At 70.6% G+C, this 18459-nt stretch carries 14 protein-coding genes and 1 tRNA gene; 5 read left to right on the top strand and 10 right to left on the bottom strand.

Annotated elements, in window-relative coordinates; genetic code table 11:
• Positions 1 to 70: 70 nt before the first annotated feature.
• Positions 71 to 2836 (bottom strand): preprotein translocase subunit SecA, encoded by a 2766-nt coding sequence (secA, locus tag HQN59_RS08245; protein WP_176067999.1) that lies wholly within the window; start codon positions 2834 to 2836, stop codon positions 71 to 73.
• Between the two features lie 328 nt (positions 2837 to 3164).
• On the opposite strand from secA, the gene HQN59_RS08240 reads away from it, so the two are divergent.
• Entirely contained in the window at positions 3165 to 3479 is a 315-nt protein-coding gene (locus HQN59_RS08240) for a DciA family protein (RefSeq protein ID WP_176067997.1), read from the top strand.
• Positions 3480 to 3528: 49 nt separating this feature from the next.
• On the opposite strand, the gene HQN59_RS08235 is transcribed toward HQN59_RS08240, so the two are convergent.
• From HQN59_RS08235 to HQN59_RS08210, 6 genes are all read right to left on the bottom strand, one after another.
• Positions 3529 to 5928, bottom strand: a complete 2400-nt coding sequence (locus HQN59_RS08235; protein WP_176067995.1) for a hypothetical protein — start codon at positions 5926 to 5928, stop codon at positions 3529 to 3531.
• Positions 5929 to 5962: 34 nt separating this feature from the next.
• On the bottom strand, positions 5963 to 6652 hold the full coding sequence (locus HQN59_RS08230; protein ID WP_176067993.1) for a C39 family peptidase: 690 nt from the start codon (positions 6650 to 6652) through the stop codon (positions 5963 to 5965).
• A gap of 12 nt (positions 6653 to 6664) precedes the next feature.
• A complete protein-coding gene (locus HQN59_RS08225) occupies positions 6665 to 7369 on the bottom strand; it encodes a flagellar biosynthesis protein FlhF (RefSeq protein ID WP_176067991.1) in 705 nt (234 codons plus the stop codon).
• A gap of 67 nt (positions 7370 to 7436) precedes the next feature.
• On the bottom strand, positions 7437 to 10610 hold the full coding sequence (locus HQN59_RS08220) for a hypothetical protein (protein WP_176067989.1): 3174 nt from the start codon (positions 10608 to 10610) through the stop codon (positions 7437 to 7439).
• A 472-nt stretch (positions 10611 to 11082) separates the two neighbouring features.
• Positions 11083 to 12084, bottom strand: a complete 1002-nt coding sequence (locus HQN59_RS08215) for a nicotinate-nucleotide--dimethylbenzimidazole phosphoribosyltransferase (protein ID WP_176067988.1) — start codon at positions 12082 to 12084, stop codon at positions 11083 to 11085.
• Entirely contained in the window at positions 12081 to 13427 is a 1347-nt protein-coding gene (locus tag HQN59_RS08210) for a sigma-54 dependent transcriptional regulator (RefSeq protein ID WP_342451159.1), read from the bottom strand. The genes HQN59_RS08215 and HQN59_RS08210 overlap by 4 nt, the downstream gene beginning before the upstream one ends.
• Before the next feature lie 195 nt (positions 13428 to 13622).
• Between HQN59_RS08210 and HQN59_RS08205 the strand changes: the two genes are divergently transcribed.
• The 4 genes from HQN59_RS08205 (at position 13623) to HQN59_RS08190 (ending at position 17000) form a co-directional block, all read left to right on the top strand.
• The gene (locus tag HQN59_RS08205; RefSeq protein WP_176068467.1) at positions 13623 to 14915 is read left to right on the top strand and encodes an acetate kinase; all 1293 of its coding nucleotides are present in this window, start codon (positions 13623 to 13625) and stop codon (positions 14913 to 14915) included.
• Positions 14916 to 15162: 247 nt separating this feature from the next.
• Positions 15163 to 16050: a formyltetrahydrofolate deformylase gene (gene purU, locus HQN59_RS08200; RefSeq protein WP_176067984.1), complete on the top strand. Its 888-nt coding sequence runs from the start codon at positions 15163 to 15165 to the stop codon at positions 16048 to 16050.
• 209 nt (positions 16051 to 16259) lie between these two features.
• Positions 16260 to 16784: a hypothetical protein gene (locus HQN59_RS08195; RefSeq protein ID WP_176067982.1), complete on the top strand. Its 525-nt coding sequence runs from the start codon at positions 16260 to 16262 to the stop codon at positions 16782 to 16784.
• Positions 16785 to 16853: 69 nt separating this feature from the next.
• A complete protein-coding gene (locus HQN59_RS08190; protein WP_176067980.1) occupies positions 16854 to 17000 on the top strand; it encodes a hypothetical protein in 147 nt (48 codons plus the stop codon).
• 132 nt (positions 17001 to 17132) lie between these two features.
• Here the strand turns inward: HQN59_RS08190 and HQN59_RS08185 are convergent.
• From HQN59_RS08185 to HQN59_RS08175, 3 genes are all read right to left on the bottom strand, one after another.
• Positions 17133 to 17208: transfer RNA gene (locus HQN59_RS08185), tRNA-Thr, on the bottom strand.
• Between the two features lie 54 nt (positions 17209 to 17262).
• Positions 17263 to 17784: a ClpXP protease specificity-enhancing factor gene (locus HQN59_RS08180; protein ID WP_176067978.1), complete on the bottom strand. Its 522-nt coding sequence runs from the start codon at positions 17782 to 17784 to the stop codon at positions 17263 to 17265.
• A 5-nt stretch (positions 17785 to 17789) separates the two neighbouring features.
• A complete protein-coding gene (locus HQN59_RS08175; RefSeq protein WP_176067977.1) occupies positions 17790 to 18401 on the bottom strand; it encodes a glutathione S-transferase N-terminal domain-containing protein in 612 nt (203 codons plus the stop codon).
• Positions 18402 to 18459 lie beyond the last annotated feature (58 nt).

Here is an 18459-nt window from a genome sequence, read left to right as displayed (position 1 = left end):
TCAGCGCAACGGGCGCCTTCCGGCGCCCGTTCCCCGATGCATCAGCCGATCTCGCGCGCCTCCCGGCGCGTCAGACGAGCTTGCCGTGGCACTGCTTGTACTTCTTGCCGCTCCCGCACGGGCACGGGTCGTTGCGGCCGACCTTCGGCAAACCGGCGGCAGCGACCCCGGCCGCTCCGGCCGCCACCGCGGCGGCGGCTTCCTCGGATACGCTGCCGTCGTCGTTGGGATGCGTGTACATCACGTTGCTGATCTGCTCGGCTCGCTGCTCGATCTCCTGGGCGGCACGCGCGACCTCTTCCTCGGACTGGATGCGCACCGTCATCAACACGCGCGTGACCTCTAGCTTCACTACGTCGAGCAGCTGCGCGAAGAGCTCGAACGCCTCGCGCTTGTATTCCTGCTTCGGGTTCTTCTGCGCATAGCCGCGCAGGTGGATGCCCTGGCGCAGGTAGTCGAGCGCCGCGAGGTGTTCGCGCCAGTGCGAGTCGATCGACTGCAGCAGGATCATCCGCATGAAGGGCGTGAACTGCTCAAGGCCGACGCGGTCCACCTTCGACTGGAACAGCGCGTCGGCGGCCTGCTGTACGCGCTCGACCAGATCCTCGTCGGTAATCGCGGCACTGCTCTCGACCTCGGCGACCAGCGGCACCTCGAGCTGCCATTCCTCGCGCAGCACCTTCTCGAGCGCCGGCAGGTCCCACTGCTCCTCGACGCTGTCCTTCGGCACGTAGGTGCGAACGACGTCGTGCATCGCGCTGTGGCGCAGGTTGGTGATCTGATCCTCGAGACCCTCGGCCTCGAGGATCTCGTTGCGCTGCTGGTAGATGACCTTGCGCTGGTCGTTCGCGACGTCGTCGTACTCGAGCAATTGCTTGCGCATGTCGAAGTTGCGCGCCTCGACCTTGCGTTGCGCGCTCTCGATCGAGCGCGTGACGATGCCGGCCTCGATCGCCTCGCCGTCCGGCATCTTCAGCCGCTCCATGATCGCGCGCACGCGATCGCCGGCGAAGATGCGCATCAGCGGATCGTCGAGCGACAGATAGAAGCGCGACGAGCCCGGGTCGCCCTGGCGGCCGGAACGGCCGCGCAACTGGTTGTCGATGCGGCGCGACTCGTGGCGCTCGGTGGCCACGATGCGCAGACCACCCTGGGCCTTCACCGCCTCGTGCAGGCCCTGCCACTCGTCCTTGAGCTGCTGAGCGCGCGCAGCCTTGTCCTCGGTGCTGATCGCCGGGTCGGCCTCGATGATCTTGATCTGGTTCTCGACGTTGCCGCCGAGCACGATGTCGGTGCCGCGACCCGCCATGTTGGTGGCGATCGTGATCACGCCCGGCCGACCGGCCTGAGCCACGATCTCGGCCTCGCGCGCATGCTGCTTGGCGTTGAGCACCTGGTGCGGCAACTTCGCCTTCTGCAGCAGGTTCGAGATCAGCTCGGAGTTCTCGATCGACGTGGTGCCGACCAGCACCGGCTGACCGCGCGTGTGGCAGTCGCGAATGTCCTCGATGACCGCGTCGAACTTCTCGCGCGACGTCTTGTAGACGAGGTCGAGCTCGTCCTTGCGGATGGTCGGCCTGTTCGGCGGGATCACCACCGTCTCGAGGCCGTAAATCTCCTGGAACTCGTACGCCTCCGTGTCGGCAGTGCCGGTCATGCCCGACAACTTGCCGTACATGCGGAAGTAGTTCTGGAAGGTGATCGAGGCGAGGGTCTGGTTCTCGCTCTGGATCTCGACGCCTTCCTTGGCTTCCACGGCCTGGTGCAGGCCGTCGCTCCAGCGCCGGCCGGTCATCAGGCGGCCCGTGAACTCGTCGACGATGATCACCTCGCCGTTCTGCACCACGTAGTGCTGGTCGCGGTTGTAGAGGTGACGCGCGCGCAAGGCCGCGTAGACGTGGTGCATCAGCGCGATGTTCGACGGGTCGTAGAGGCTCGCGCCCGGTGCGAGCAGGCCCGCCTCGGTGAGCAGGCGCTCGGCGTTCTCGTGACCTTCCTCGGTGAGGTAGACCTGGTGCGTCTTCTCGTCGACCGTGAAGTCGCCCGGCTCGATCACACCTTCGCCGGTGCGCAAGTCGAGCTCGCCGATCTGCTTCTTGAGGCCGGGCACCACGGCGTTGATGCGCACGTAGAGGTCGGTGTGGTCCTCGGCCTGGCCGCTGATGATGAGCGGCGTGCGCGCCTCGTCGATCAGGATCGAGTCGACCTCGTCGACGATCGCGTACGAGAGGCCGCGCGCGACGCGGTCGGCAACGTCCTGCACCATGTTGTCGCGCAGGTAGTCGAAGCCGAACTCGTTGTTCGTGCCGTAGGTGACGTCGGCCGCATAGGCGGCCTGCTTCTCCTCGCGCGCCATCTGCGGCAGGTTGACGCCGACGCTCAGGCCGAGGAAGTTGTAGAGACGCCCCATCCACTCGGCGTCGCGACGCGCCAGATAGTCGTTGACCGTGACGACGTGGACGCCCTTGCCCGACAACGAGTTCAGGTAGACCGGCAGGGTCGCCATCAGCGTCTTGCCCTCCCCGGTGCGCATCTCGGCGATCTTGCCGGCGTGCAGGGTCATGCCGCCAATCAGCTGGACGTCGAAATGGCGCATCTTCAGCACGCGCTTGGAGCCCTCACGCGCCACGGCGAAGGCCTCCGGCAGCAGACTGTCGAGCGACTCGCCGTTGGCCACACGGCCGCGGAACTCGTCGGTCTTGGCTCGCAGCTGCTCGTCGCTCAGCGCCTCGTACGTCGGCTCCAGCGCGTTGACGCGCGCAACGACGCCGCGGTATTGCTTCAGGAGCCGGTCATTGCGGCTTCCGAAAATCGACGTGAGAATCTTTGGCAGCATGGGATCGGGGGTGTAGAGGGCCGGAGCCAGACGCGCACAGCCGCGACGGTCTCGACGAGCGAGCCCACCGCCCCATGGCAATGCAGTGAGATGCTGGCGCGCGCCCTGAAAGCAAGCGTCGCAAGGCCGGCAAAGCCGCGAATTTTACCATTCGCGTCCTGACCGTCCGGCCCGCCCATGCCGCCTCCCTTGGTGGCGTGACGGGCGATGCGCCGGCAGCTCTCCGGGGACGCCACCGCGTCAGCGGGTCTGCGCTCCCGTCCTTGGCGGCAACCCTTGCCGGCGCAGCGGCACCTAGTGCCTCGAACGACCTGCGAAGATCGCACGAATGAATCCGACCCGGCGCCGCGAAGTGCCCGACCCGCTCACGCTTGACGACGCGCTGCGCCAGAGCGTGCCGCTGGCACGGCTGCGCGAGCGGATCGACGCGTCGAACGGCCGCTTTGCGGCGATCCAGCGCCAGTTGCCGCGCGCGCTCGCGCCGCACGTCAAGCCCGGGCCGCTCGATGACGAGAGCTGGTCGTTGCTGGTGCCGAACGGCGCAGTCGGCGCCAAGCTGCGTCAGCTACAGCCGGTGCTCGAGTCGGCCCTGCGCGAAGCTGGCTGGCCGGCGCGCACGATCCGCATCAAGGTCGTCGGCTGACGCTGCATCGCGCGCGTCAGCGCCGTACTGAACTCCGGCTCGCGGGTGTTCAGCGACGCAGCGAATCGATCACCGCACCGCGCAACGACGACACGAAGTTGTGTGACTTCAGCATCTGCATGCTGTTCACGGTCGCGTTAATCGACGTCACGCTCTGGATCTTCTGGTTGTCGAGCGTGTTCTGGACAATGGTGCCGAGCGCATTGCCCGAGAGCGGTCCGTTGATGACGGTGTTTCCGTTGCCCGTCTGCACCAGGGCTAGGTTGCCGGTGCCGCTGGTGACCGCACCTGCAGCGGCCGCGCCGCCGGCGACCTTGCCGAGGTCGCTGACATTGAGGCTGGTGGTCGTCACCAGTTTGTCGTTGATGTACACCGCGCGTTCGATGCCGAACGACACCTGCAATCCGCCCGGCGTCTGAAAGCCGCCCCGCACGTCGTCGAGCGAGCGTTCGCCCATCGCGACTACGTCGTCGCCGAGCACCGACTTGCGATCGGGGCGTGCCGACACAGGCTCGGCGGCAGCACGCGTCTGGCCGGATGCAGCGTCGACGCTCGCCCGTCGCGTGCCCGGCGTGAGAGGGACCTCGGAGGGCGCGATCGCCGACGGGGCCCGGGCGTTCCTGGCACCGGGCTCGACCTCGGCGTCGGCCGAGCTCTGGCGGCCCTTCTGGCGCGCACCCGCCAGCATCATCAAGGCCTTTTCGGCATGCGACGCGGCGAACGCTTCCGGCGGCTGCGCGCCGAAGCGCCCGGCGCTCGCGTCATCGCCCGCGAGCAGTACCTCGAGGCTGCGCAGTACGCGCTCGCTGTGCGAGGCGACCACGATGTGTGCGGTCGTCTCGTCGTCGTCCCCGGCGCACGCGAGGTCGGGCGCACTGACCGGCTGCCGACCGCGCCAGCCGCGACTCGGCTGCGCTTGCGGTTCGACAGTGCTTCGTGCGGACGTCGCGCGAGCATCTGCCACCGACGTGCTCGCGTCGAGGCCGCGTGGTGCGTCGGCAGCGGCGGCATTGCGTGATGCGTCGGCAGGGGCGGCGAACGTCGCCGCGATGGCACGCGCAGGCTCCACCGGCGACGCATTCGAGGGGAGGTCACTCGCGCGTGCAAGTGGACGTGCACCCTCTGCTTGCGCGTGTGCCGTGGCGGTCGCGAGCGCCGGCGCCGGCTCGGCGCCAGCCCGCGCCGGCGCCGTTGCGACTGGCGCTGCCACCGGTGCGGCAGCTGCCTGCACCGCGTGCGCCGGCGTCGGCGTCACGGCAGATCCTGCGCTGCGCGCGGTCGGCCCCGCCGGCGCATACAGGTCGAGGGCGAGCCCGAGATCGACGGACGCTCTGGAGGCCGCAGGAGCCGCGAGCGAGCCGGTGCTGTGGGCTGCAACCGCGCCGCCAGACAGGTCGAGATCGAGGCCGACGTCGAGATCCAGATCGAGGTCGATTCCAGTCGTCGGTGCGACCGCGGCGGTGTCGTAGGGCGCCGAACTGCCGCCGGCCCGCTGAACCCCTTCGCGACTGACATTGGCCGCGTGATCTACGGCCGGCGCGCCGCCGTGGGCTGCCGCGTCACCGGCCGCTTGCTCGCCGGCCGAAGAGCCGGCCGCGAGCGCGCCCAGGTCCAGATCGATCGCCGGCCGCGCGACTCCCGCGTGCGTGGCCGCGTACTCGTGATCGATGTCGAAGTCGAGGTCCAGATCGAGTCGCTCGACCCGCGCGCCGGTCGCCGCCGAGGCAGCTGACGCCATCGGCTCGAGCGCCTCGAGGTCGAGGTCGAGGGAATGCAGGCCCGGTGCGGCGTTCGGCCGCGCGCCGTCTCGTTTGAGGTCCACTGCCGGCGCGGGCACCGCCAGCACTGCAGCCGCCGCCAGCGGCTCCTGGGCGGACGAACCTGCGGCAGCGGAAACCCTCGCGGTTGCGTGCTCGGCGATCGGGGCGAGCACCGCCGGCACGGCCGGGTCCGCGCTCGCACCGGCAAGCGCCGCCACCGAGGGCTTGGTCGCCTCCGCCCGCACGCTCGCCGTCTCACGGCCACGTACCGGCACGGGCGACGATTGAATTTCCGGCTCCGCGAAATCGAGTTCGCCGTCGGCCGGCCAGCCTTCGGCGATCGATACCAGCGCGAGGGCGATGGCCGCGCGGTCTTCTGCCGACATGACCGGCGGGCGCGCTCCGGGTGCGGGCGCATAGGCCCGGCTGTTCGCATCGGCGAAGGCGCGCCGGGTGGAAGCGACCACCAGCGGATCGGCGTCGCCCAGTGCCCGGCCGAGTGTGGCGAAGTCGGCGGCCTTGAAACCGGCCAGGGCCGACAGGTCCGCATCGACGCTCGGGTCGTAGCGGTTGTGCCAGCTGCTCGGCAGACCCAGCGCGCTGCCGAGCAGCGCCGGCGCGAGCGCCTGGGTGTGTGCCAGCGCAGGGGCGCCGAGCGACATGCCCAGGCCGGCGGCGGACATCAGCAAGGCAAGCCTCTTCGGAGTCGGTCCCATGGCTGTGTCAGAAGTCGCCGGCGCCGAACTTGGGCATCACGAGCCGTGCGGCGCTGTCGCGATCGATGCCGTCGCCCAACGGCGCGCGGACCGCGACACGCCAGTCGGCCGCGTCGTTGAATCGCGCGGTCTCCTGGTGGCTGGTGATCACGAACAGGATGTGGTTGACCCAGATCGCCTCGAACGCCTTGCGCGACATCGCGCGCGTGCCGCCCGAGGGATCGCCGAGCAGCACGCGCTCGTCGCGGATGCCCTTGATGACCACGAAATGGTTGTAGCCGTTGTCGTTGATGAGAACGATCGCCGGAATGCTCGCGCCCGCCAGCTTCTCGAGAGGCGCCTCGTAGCCGTCGGCGGCGAAGCCGTGCGATTCGAGATAGCGCTTCATGTCGAGCAGCGAGAAGCCTTCCTTCTTGATCTTCTCGGGCTCGCCGAGGGCATACATCGCCTCGAACACCTTCTGCTCGGTGACCGGCATGCCGTAGTGGAAGGTGAGCAGCGTCGAGAGCGCCGCCGACCCGCAGCTGAAGTCGTACTGCTGCCGAATCATCGTCTTGAAGCGCGCCTCCTTGATGCTGGTCGCAGGCACCGCATACGCGCCGCCGATCTGGAACGGCAACTCGACCGTGCCCGCCGAAGCGTCGGCCACAGCCAGGCCGGCCAGGACGGCGGCAGTCGCGGCGCGCAGGAGAAGCATCGCTTTGGCTTCCTACTTGACCTGAACGTTCAGGATGGTGGCGTTCTGGATCAGCACGTTGTTGCCGGTGTTCTGCACCACCATCGGCACCCCGGAAGCGTGCGAGAACGCGTTGTCGCTGATCACGTTGTTGCCGGTGCTCACGTTCACCGCCTGGTTCTCGGCAACCACGGCCTTGAGCTGCATGTCGCTGAACACGTCGGCAGCGCCGCGTCGGTTCGCGAGCGCGCTCGAGTCGAGGGCCTGCAGGCCGAGCGGGTTGCCGCGTGCGACCTTCGGCTTGGCGGGATCGGCGCTCGCCACATCGCTCTTCGGTGCGCGCGCTGCGGCTTCCTTCTTGACCTCCGACGCGGCGGTCGAGTCCGTCGGCGGCGCGTCGGCCATCTCCTTGGCGCCCGGCGGGGTCGCTGCGCCATCCGCCGGCACCGCTTCAGAGGCTGCCGGCGAGTTGTTCGGCGCGCCTTCGGCGCGTGCCACGAGTGCCGTCGGAGCCCTGCCTTGCAGCGGCGCCGCCTCGACGAGCGCGGGGCTCGGCACTGGCGTCGCCGCTTCACTCCTGACGACGGAGGCCTGCGGCAGCGCCGGCTTGGCCGCGTCGGCAGCCGGCGGCGTCACCGCGGGCTCGGGCGCGCTGTCCGCGCCCGCAGCCCAGGGAGCCGCCATCAACAGCGCCGCGGCGATCAAACCGGCGACGCCTGTACGCATTGCGTGTGACATGACTGGTGTCCTGTCGGGTTGGAAATGGGCGCCGGCGGACCCGAGGCCGCCGGCGCCCTCGCTCAACTTACCGGCCGCCCAGATTCAGGTTGGCCTGCACGTTGACGCTTTGCTGCACCAGGTTCGCAACGCCGGTGGTCTGCGCCATCACGGTGATACCGGCCGCGGTTTGCGCCGCCGAGCCCATCGTGTTGGACATGGCCCACGAGCCAGCGTTGACGGCATTGCTGCCGCCGGCGCCACCGGTGCCACCGGTCGCGCCGTTGCCGACGCCGCCGGTGGTCGCCGCAGCCGTCGCCGCGCCGCCCGTGCCACCCGTGCCGGAACCGCCCGCGCCGCCCGAGCCGCCGTTGCCACCGGTCGCGCCCACGCCAGCCGTCTGGTTGCCCTGCGTCTGGGTGTTGGTCGCGCTGCCGTTGGTCGCGCTGCCGTTCGTCGCCGAGCCGCCCGCGCCGCCGTTGCCGCCGCTGTTGCTGGCCATGCCACCGGATGCACCGGTCGCGCTCGTGCTACCGCCGGTGGCGGTCGCCGTGCCGCTGGTGCCGGTCGCCGCGCCGCCGCTGGCGGTCGACTGACCACCCGTGCCGGTCGCTGCACCCGCCGTGCTGGTGCTCGAGCCGCCCGTGCCGGTCGCCGCGCCACCGCTGTTGGTGGCCGCGCCGCCCGTGCCGGTCGAGGCACCCGCCGTGCTGGTGCTGGCGCCGCCCGTGCCGGTCGACGCACCCGCCGTGCTGGTGCTCGAGCCGCCCGTGCCGGTCGCCGCGCCTGCCGTGCCGGTGGCCGCGCCCGCGCTGGTCGTGCTCGTGCCGCCCGAACCGGTGACGGTGCCGCTGGTCGCGGTGCCGGAACCCGCCGTGCCTGCGCCGTTGCCGGCCGTGGCGGTCGTCGCGCCGCTGGTGCTGGTGCCCGCGCCGCCAGTGCCGCTGTTCGCGCCGGCATTCGCCGTCGCCGCGCCACCCGTGCTCGTGCCCGCGCCTGCGGTGCTCGAACCCGCGCCGCCGGTGCCGGTGCCTGCGCCGGACGTGCCGGTGCCTGCCGCGCCGGTGCCGGTGCCGGTGCCGGTGCTTGCGGTCGCCGCGCCGCCCGTGCCGGTGCCGGCGCCGGACGTGCCGGTGCCCGCGCCTGCGGAGGTGGTGGCCGCGCCGCCAGTGCCGGTGGTCGTGCCGGTGTTCGCGCCGGAGCCAGCGGTCGCCGTGCCGCTCATGCCTGCACCGCTGGTGCCGGTCGCGCTGCCCGTGGCCGCGCCGCCCGTGCCGGTCGCCGTGCCCGTCGCTGCACCGCCGGTATTGGTCGCGGTGTTGGTCGCCGCGCCTGCCGTGCCCGTGCCGGTGCCCGAGCCTGCAGCGCCCGAACCGGTCGCCGCGCCAGCCGTCGTGGCACCGCTGGTGCTCGTGCCCGTGCCGCCCGCGCCGCCGCTGGCCGTCGACGTGCCGGCACCGCCGGTGCCGCCGCCACCGCCACCCGCGCCGCCGACGCCGCCGGTCCCCGCCGTCGGGGTGCCCGTGCCGCCAGTGCCGCCCATGCCACCCGCGCCGCCGGCACCCGTGCCGCCGCCGCTGGCCGACGAGCTGGCCGGGCCGCCCGCGCCGCCGCCGGCATTGCTGCCGCCGCCTGCGGCGCCGCTACCCGCCAAGCCAGAGCCGCCGACGCCGAGACCGGCGCCGAGCGCACCCGTGCCCGCAGTCTGACCCGACGCCGAGAGGCCGCCGGCCGAGCCGTTGGTGCCACCACCAGCGCCGCCCGCCGAGCCGTTCGATGCCGTCGTGCCACCACCCGTAGCGCCGCCGGAGGTCGCACCCGCCGCACCTGTGCCCTGCGAGTTGCTTGCCGTCGCGCCACCGCCGGCGCCGGTCGCGCCGCCGCCGGTGCCACCGGCCGCGCCGCTCGTGCCCGCAGCCATGCCACCCGTGCTGCCCGAAGCCCCGCTGGCGCCCGTGCCGCCACCGCCCGTGCCGCCCGCCGCGCCGCTCGTGCCGGCGGCAAAGCCGCCGACGCCGACCGAGAGACCGCCGGTGCCGGTCGAGCCGCCACCGGTCGAAGTCGCGCCACCGCCGGTGCCGGTCTGGTTGCCGCCGAGGCCAGCCGACGCACCACCGGTGCTGCCGGCTGCGCCGCCGACGCCGTTGGCCGCGCCGCCGGTGCCAGTGGCGCCGCCGCTGGTGCCCGTGCTGCCCGTCGCCGCGCCGCCGGTCGAGGCCGTCGACGTCGTGGCACCGCCACCCGTGCTGGTGTTGCCACCGCCGGCGCCGCTGGTGCTGCCGCTCGCGCTGGTCGCGCCGCCGCCGGCACCGCTGGTGCTGCCGCTGGCGCTCGTCGCGCCGCCGCCCGAGCCGGACGCGCTGCCGCCGGCGCTGGTGTTGCCACCGCCTGCGCCGCTGGTGCTGCCGGTCGCCGCGGTGGTCGAACCACCGGTGCTGCCGGCCGCGCCACCCGAGGGAGCGACGCCGCCGCTGGTGCTGCCCACCGCGCCACCGGTGGCGTTGCCCGCGCCGCCCGCACCGCCGGTCGCGCCGGTCGACGTGCCGCCGATGCCGCCCGCACCCGCGGTGGAGCTGCCGTTGGTCGCGCTGCTCGACTGGCTGCCCGCGGTCATCGAACCGTTGGTGTTCGAGCCGCCGGTGCCGCCGGTGCCGCCCGTCGCGCCGGCGCCGCCGACCGCGCCGGAACCATTGCCGGCCGCACCGCCATTCGTGGTGCCGCCCTGCGCGTTGCCGCCGGTGCCGTTGCCGCCGGTACCGCCGGCGGCACCGTTGGCGGTGCCGTTGTTGATGGCCGTGTTGCCGAGGCCGCTGACGGTGTTGCCGGTGACGGTGCCGTTCAGCTGGCTGCGGGCGATCGCGGTGTTCGTGTTGAACGAGTTCGCGAGCGATGCCGACGCGGTGCCGCCGTTGTTGGCCGCAGCCGTACCCTGGCCCTGCGCGCGCGCACGGCCGGTGTTGTCACGATTGCTGCCGGTGCTCTTGTCGTTGTTCTGATCGGCGTTGTTGGTGCTCTTGTTGTTGTTCTGGTCGGAGTTGTTGGTGCTCTTGTTGTTGTTCAGATCCGAGTTGCTGGTCTGAGTGGCCGTCGAGAACTCGTTGGCCTGCGGGCTGCCGTTGCCGCCCTGGGTTGCCGTCGCGGTCGCGGTCTGGGAGCCGGTCGAGCCCAGACCGCTCGGACCGTTGTTGGTCGGGTTGGCCCACGCCGTCCCATACGCGCTCAGGGCCAGCGCGATGGAAGACGCGAGTAGCGTTTTCTTCATGGTTGTTTCCTCAAAGGTAGTTGCTGATGGGAAGGCGCTGACGCCTGTCCGAACGGCGCTACCGCAAGAAAAATACCAACCACCACCACTTCGCCAAGTCCCTGTCAGACCAAGGTTTTTTTGTTGTAAGGCGATGCTTCCCACAAGTCGACGGCACGTTGTCCGACAACTGCATCAGACATGTGACAGCAACCGGTAACTTGGTGAGATGGCTGCTCGGCGACCGTCGACGCACGTGACTTCTTGCACGTTCGATCCGTCTCAAGTTTGAGACGCACGCAGCTCGGAAAAGAGTCCTGGACGATGCGACCCAGGGTTAACTCGCAAGGGTGAACGACAGGTGTGCGACCGGACTCGCGCACAGCTCGCGACGCGTCCGGTCACCCGAAAGTCGGACGCGCTCGAACGGTCGGGTTGCGAGTGCCGCGGAGCCGTCTCGACCACTGCGCGGCGTGCCGCGCTCAAGAGCGGGTCAGCCGTCGACGCTGCCGAGCAACGCCGCCGCCGCGCGGATGAACGGCCACGCGAGCGTGGCCCCGGTGCCGTCCATCGCGTCGACGATCGCGCTCGGCATCGGCTGCGCGTCGAACAGCTCGAGCGCGCGATCCAGACCCGGGTGCCAGTTGCTGCGCGCGAACAGGCAGTACTCGAGCACCGCCGGCGCAATCGACGCGGCCACTCGCAGGGCGGCGCAGGCGGCACTGCCATCGGGCACGATGACGCGGCGCCGGCTCGCCGCCGCGAGCATCACGCCGGCCATCATGGCGATCTCGTAACCGCCGACCGCCGCCAGCACCTCGACCGGATCGCTGCGCTGCGCATGGCGGGCGCGGGCGCTCTCGAGGAGGCCGGCGAGTTGTTCGAGCGGAAGATCGAGGGTGCCGGGCGCCGAGTCGACGAAGTCGTGCACCGGGACGCCCGAGAGGCACGACAGCACGAGCGCCGCGCTCGCCGGCGCGCCGTTGCCGATGCCGGCGCAGGCGATCACGCTGCCGCGGAGCGTGTCGGCGATCTCCATTCCCGCGCGGATCGCCGCATGCGCCTGCTCGACCGACATCGCCGCTGCAACGCGCGCGTTGCGCGTGCCGTGACCGATCTTGCGCGAGAGCAGGCGTGGGTGCGTGAAGGACTCGCTGATGCCGCTGTCGACGACGGTCAGCTCGACGCCGTTGACGCGCGCGAAGGTCGCGGCAAGGGCGCTGCCGTCGAGCAGGCTGCGCAGCGCATGCGTCCCGTCGCGCGGGTCGCCGGGCTGGCGCCCCTCGAGCGCGAGCCCGTGGTCGGCCGCGAAGACGAGCAGGCGGGGAGATTCGAGCCGCGGTTCGAGCGTCGCCTGAACCATGCCCAGGCGCAGCGCGATCGGCTCGAGCTCGCCGATCGAACCGAAGCGGGCGTGGCGACGCAGGCGCGCCATGAGAGCGGCTGCCAGCCGTGCGTCAGCCGTCGGCGCGATCAACGCCGCGGCGCTGCTCATCCGTTCGGAACGTGGATGCCGTGCTTGGCCATCAGCCGATACAACGTCATGCGCGACACGCCCAGCTGGCGTGCCGAGAGCGCCACGTTGCGCCCGCTCTGCTGCAGGCTCGACCGGATCGCGCTGCGCTCGGCCTGCAGCCGCGCCTCGTCGAGCACGTTGATGAGCTGCACGTCCTGCGGCATCTTGAGGCCGAGATCGCTCGGCATGATGAGGTTGCGCTCGGCGGTGATCATGGCCGCGCGCACGCGGTTGATCAGCTCGCGCACGTTGCCGGGCCAGTTGTAGGCGTCCATCGCCTGCAGCGCGCTCCGGCTGAAGCCCTTGAGGCTCGGCCGCTTCTCCGCCGAATAGGTGCGGAACACGTGCTCGGCGAGCAGGCGGATGTCCTCGCGGCGGTCACGCAGCGGGACCACGTGCAGCGGCAACACGTTGAGGCGGTAGTAGAGGTCCTGGCGGAAGCGCCCCGCCGCGACCGCCTTCTCGAGGTCGACGTTGGTGGCGGCGACGATGCGCACGTCCAGGCGCACCTCGCGCGTCGAGCCGACCCGGGTGATCGTCCCCTCCTGCAGGAAGCGCAGCAGGTTCACCTGGAGGTCGAGCGGCAGGTCGCCGATCTCGTCGAGGAACACGGTGCCGCCGTCTGCTGCCTCGAAGAAGCCACGCTTTTCGCTTACCGCGCCCGTGAACGAGCCGCGCTCGTGGCCGAACAGTTCCGATTGGATCAGCGCGGGCTGGATCGCGCCGCAGTTGATCGGCACATAGGGGCCGCTCGCGCGCGGCGAGTTGAGGTGGATGGCGTGCGCGAACAGCTCCTTCCCGCTCCCGCTTTCGCCGTGGATCAGCACCGGGGCGCTGGCGTGTGCGATGCGGCGCGCCTGGCGCATGAGGTTCACGATGGCCGCACTCTGCCCCACGATGCCCGCGTCGGCCCGATCGAGTTCGGGCGTGGACAACTCGCGCAAGGCGGCGCGGCCGTGCGCATGACCGACGCAACTGAGCACGCGCGCGATATCGAGCGGCAGCGTGTGATGGTCGAACAGGTGCGCGAGGATGAGGTCACGGCAGCAGGGCCTCGCGAGCGAGTCGGCGTCGAAGCAGCCGACCCATTCGAGCTGCGCGTGCGCGCCCAAAAAGGTGTCGAGCTCCGCGCAGCGGGGCTCGTCGACGTCGCCCATCACGAGCAGGCCGACGCGCAGGCCGTGCTCGACGATGAGCCGGTGCGCACTGCGCAGGTCGTTGGCACGATGCACGTCCCAGTCGCTGGCGCGGAGGCGCTCGGCGATGGGCGAGGTCAGCGCACTCGTGCCGATGCACAGGATCTTCTTCTTTGCGGTGCCCACGGGATCTCCCTGCCCTGTCGCGCGTCGTGCGGATGCGGCGGCGACACAGGCCTGCAACGGTACGTCGAACATACGCGAGCAAAGCGTGAAGCACGTCACACCGAATGGGGACGTCACAACCTGTTGCTTTGGAATGCCTTGCCGGCAATGCGCGCTGCGGGTGTGATCGGGGCCGTCGACCAGGAGACTCGCTTGATCCAGAAGAACCGGCGCGGCACGGCCCGCGCGATCGGCTGTTCCACCCTTGCCGTGCTCACCGCAGCTGCTTCTGCGCAGCAGAACGTCGAAACCCCCGAGGCCGCCGCCGCGCGGCTGGGCGAGCTGCGTCAGCGCATCGACGAGCAGACCCGGCAGCTGAACGCGCTCAAGCGCGCGCTCGCCGAGCAGGAAACCAGCATCAACGAGATGCGACGCGCGCTGGGCAGCGAGGCGCTCGCTGCCCAGCGGGGCGGCAGCGGGAACCCGGCCCCGCCGCAGGTGGCGCAAGGCCCTGCCGCCGCGGCCGCGCCGGCGCAGGTGGGCCAGCCGCCGGACGAGTCGACACGCAGGCCCGAGGTGGCGCCGATCTTCGAGCAGCCCGGCGTGCTGACGCCGCGCGGCAAGTTCGTGCTCGAGCCGTCGGTGCAGTACTCGTACTCGTCGAGCAACCGGGTCGCGCTGGTCGGCTACACAGTCATCCCGGCGATCCTCGTCGGGCTGATCGACATCCGCGAGGTGCGTCGCAACACCGTCACGGCGGCGCTCACCGGCCGCTTCGGCATCACCAACCGGCTGGAGGTCGAGGCCAAGCTGCCGTACGTCTATCGGGCCGACGCGAACGTCGGCCGCGAGATCCTCCAGGGCGATGCGACGGCGGGCGCGTTCGACACCAACGGCAAGGGCATCGGCGACGTCGAGGTCACCGCGCGCTACCAGCTCAACGACGGCGGCATGGATCGGCCGTACTACATCGGAAGCCTCCGCTACAAGTCGCGCACCGGCAAGGATCCGTTCGAGGTGCGCACGTCGCGCGGGGTGCAAGGCTTCCGCAGCGACGGCATCCAGACCGAGCTGCCGACCGGGTCGGGTTTCCACGGCCTGCAGGGCGCGATGACGGCGCTCTTCCCGTCCGATCCGGCGGTGTTCTTCGGTACCGTGAGTTATCTGCACACGTTCGCGCGCAACAACATCGTGCGCAACACCAGTGAGGGGCCGGAGGTGATCGGCAAGGTCGCTCCGGGCGGAATCTGGGGCTTCAACTTCGGCATGGGCCTCGGGCTCAACGAGAAGTCTTCGTTCAGCATCGGCTACGACCACGCGTCGGTGGGCCGCACCAAGATCAACGGCAGCACGCCGGAAGAATCGGTGCGCATCCAGCTCGGCACCCTGCTGCTCGGCTACTCGTATCGCCTGGGCGAGAAGCGCACGCTCAATGTCTCGCTGGGCGCGGGCCTGACCCGCGACACGCCCGACCTCACGCTCACGGTCCGCACGCCGGTTTCGTTCTAGGTTCCGCGGGTTCGCGCCCCGCAGGGCGAACGTCGCACGTCGCCGAACGCCGAAAGCGCGGCGGACCGCACGCGGGCGCGGGCTGCGCCCGCATGGCAGAGTCGACACGCCGCGCACAATCGACGGTTCGCCGGACGGCGGCACGCTGGCGCGGGCTCGTTGCAGTGGGCTCTGGCGGGCTCGACGGCGGAACGCTCAGGTCGCACGCTCCCGGCGCGATCTTCCGCACACCTCTCCTGACGATCCCGTGACCATTCGAGACAACGAATTCATCCTCACCCTGTCGTGCGCCGACACGCCAGGCATCGTCCACGCGGTGTCGGGTGTGCTTGCGGCCGCAGGCTGCAACATCGTCGATTCACAGCAGTTCGGCGACGTCTCGACGGAGCGCAGCACCGGCCTCTTCTTCATGCGGGTGCACTTCGACACGCCGCCCTACCTGCGCTCGGTCGCCGAGCTCGAGGCGCTGTTCGCGGGGGTACGAGAGCGCTTCCGCATGAACGCGCAGGTCCATGCCGTCGCGGTGCGCCCGCGCGTGATCCTGCTGGTCAGCAAGCACGGCCACTGCCTCAACGACCTGCTGTTCCGCTGGCACTCGGGTCAGCTCAAGGTCGACATCTGCGGCGTGGTTTCGAACCACCCCGACTTCGAAGGCCTGGCGAAGGGCTTCGGTCTGCCGTTCCATCACCTCCCGCTCGCCGCGGGCGCGTCGGCCGAGGCCAAGCGCGCGCAGGAGCTGCAGATCCAGCAGCTGATCGAGGCCGAGCGGGTCGACTTCGTCGTGCTCGCGCGCTACATGCAGATCCTGAGCCCCGAGTTCTGCGGCTATCTGCGCGGCCGCGCGATCAACATCCACCACAGCTTCCTGCCGAGCTTCCGCGGCGCGCGCCCCTACGAGCAGGCGCATCAGCGCGGCGTCAAGCTGATCGGCGCGACGGCGCACTACGTGACCGCCGAGCTCGACGAGGGGCCGATCATCGAGCAGGACGTCGCCCGCGTTCACCACGCGATGACGCCCGAGGACTGCGCCGCGGTCGGACGCGACGTCGAATGCGTGGTCCTCGCCCGTGCGGTGCGCTGGCACGCCGAGCACCGCGTGCTGATGAACGGCATCCGGACGGTGGTCTTCGAGTAGACGCCCCTGCGTCGGCGTCCGAGCTCGGCGGGCCCGGCACGCGGCACCGCCGCCGTCGGGTCTGTCGGTGCGTTTGACAGGTCGCCGCACCGGAGCCGGCTTTCGACGTCGCTGACGCGCTCGCTTCCTCTGAGGGGCTGCGTGTGGCGCGGAACCTGCTTCGCGCAAGGCTTCCGATTGCAGCCCGCCCTTGTGCGACCCGCGTCCCGATGACGACGACGCCCCACCCGACGGCCGACCCGCCCCGGCTCCAGGCCCTGAACGCGCAATGCCGCAAGTTCGAGCTCGCCTGCCGCTGGCAGGCGTGGAGCGCCGGCGCTTCGATGGTCGTCGCGGGGGCGTGGTTCCTCGCCGCGCTCGCGAGTGCCTGGTTCGGCGACGCCGACGTGCTGCTGACGACGGGAGCCATCGGCGCACTCGTGTTCGCCGTCGGCAGCGGGCTGACGCTGCTGTTCGGGTGGCGGCGGCGGCAGCTCTTTCGCGATATTCGGCGCCGCGCGGCGGGGCTGAGCCGCGCCGGCTTGCTGGTCTACAAGCGCGCCGACGTACCGCGCCTTGGCGCGTTCCAGCGCGGCAGCGCGCCCGCGGGCCGCGTCGTGCTGCAACTCGAAAAGCTCGGGGCGGACGGCTTCGAGGCGCTGCTCGCCGATCGACTGGAACCGGCGCAACCGGGGGGCACGCCGCGGCCAGGCGCGCGTGACGCCGGACGGTCCAAGACCCTCGCCGCGCGATAACCCGAGGGAGCGCGCGGGATCCCCGCGCAGCGCAGTGGCTGGCGGAGCTTGTCTCCTAGCATCGCGGCCATGGAAATGTGGATCATGCTGGGCCTGCTGCTGGCGTTTGCCGGGGTGCTCTACCTCTGGCAACGGGAACGTCGCGACGCCCGCCAGCGGCGAGCGAGCCGGCGCGGCTCGCGAACGAGATCGGCATCAGGTTCGACCACGCGCTGAACCGGTCGCTCCGAGACCCCCGTCACGCGGCGCGGCGTCGCGCCACGAGTCTTCCCGGCCCGTCACGCATTTCGTCCTGGCGTCCGGACCGATGCAGCGGAAGCCGCGAGGCGATGCTTGTCGATATCCGCCTGGTGCCGGCTTTCGGAATCGAACCGAAGACCTTCCGCTTACAAGGCGGGTGCTCTACCAACTGAGCTAAGCCGGCATGTGCGCTGCGTCGCGCGGGCAGTATAGGGGCCGGCTCGCGGCCCTTCAGGCGCTACTTGACGCGCTTGAGCGCCGGTCGGCCGGGGGTCGGCGGCTCCGGCGGCGGCTCGTCCTCGCCGCCGGCATCGCCCTCCGGCGCGGTCGCCTCGCCGTCGCTGCGCGCGAGGCGCGGCCCGCGGGCGACCGGCTTGGCCGGCGCAGCGGCTTCGCCGTCGGCCGGCGCTGCGCCGGCATCGGTCGGCATCGGGAACGCCATGCCCTGCCCGTTCTCGCGCGCGTAGATCGCGATCACGTGATCGACCGGGACGATGATCTCGCGCGAGGTGCCGCCGAAGCGCGCCTTGAACTCGATGAATTCGTTGCCGAGCTTGAGCGCACTGGTCGCCTCGAAGCCGACGTTGAGGACGATCTCGTTGTTCTTGACGTACTCCGTCGGCACCTGCACGGATGCGTCGACGAACACCGCGATGTACGGCGTGAAGCCGTTGTCGGTGCACCAGTCGTGCAGCGCGCGCAGCAGGTACGGCCGGGTCGACGTGCCGGCGCTGACGGGAGCGGTGGGCAGCGATCCCATGCGACTTACTTGCGCATCACCTTCTCGGACGGGGTGAGCGCTTCGATGTAGGCCGGGCGCGAGAAGATGCGCTCGGCGTACTTGAGCAGCGGCACCGCGTTCTTCGACATGTCGATGCCGTAGTAGTCGAGGCGCCAGAGCAGCGGCGCGATCGCGACGTCGAGCATCGAGAAGTCGTCGCCCAGCATGTACTTGTTCTTCAGGAAGATCGGCGCGAGCTGGGTGAGACGGTCGCGGATCTGCGAACGCGCCTTCTCGAGCTGCTTGTCGGTACCCTTTATGCCGCGGCCCTCGAGCACGTTGACGTGCGCGAACAGCTCCTTCTCGAAGTTCAGCAGGAACAGGCGAACGCGCGCGCGCGCGACCGGATCTCCGGGCATCAGCTGCGGGTGGGGAAAGCGCTCGTCGATGTACTCGTTGATGATGTGCGACTCGTACAGGATGAGATCGCGCTCGACGAGGATCGGCACCTCGTTGTACGGGTTCATCAGCGCGATGTCTTCGGGCTTGGCGAACAGGTCGACGTCGCGGATCTCGAAGTCCATGCCCTTCTCGAACAGCACGAAGCGGCAGCGATGCGAATAGGGACACGTCGTCCCGGAATAAAGAACCATCATCGAGCGGACTCCCAGGGGAATTTAGAAAGCGTGCGCGGGCTGCGCCCGCGAGGAGCGC

This window comes from Rhizobacter koreensis, from assembly GCF_013366375.1.
GTDB lineage: Bacteria > Pseudomonadota > Gammaproteobacteria > Burkholderiales > Burkholderiaceae_C > Schlegelella_A > Schlegelella_A koreensis.
This window is presented reverse-complemented; position numbering and strand designations above follow the sequence as displayed.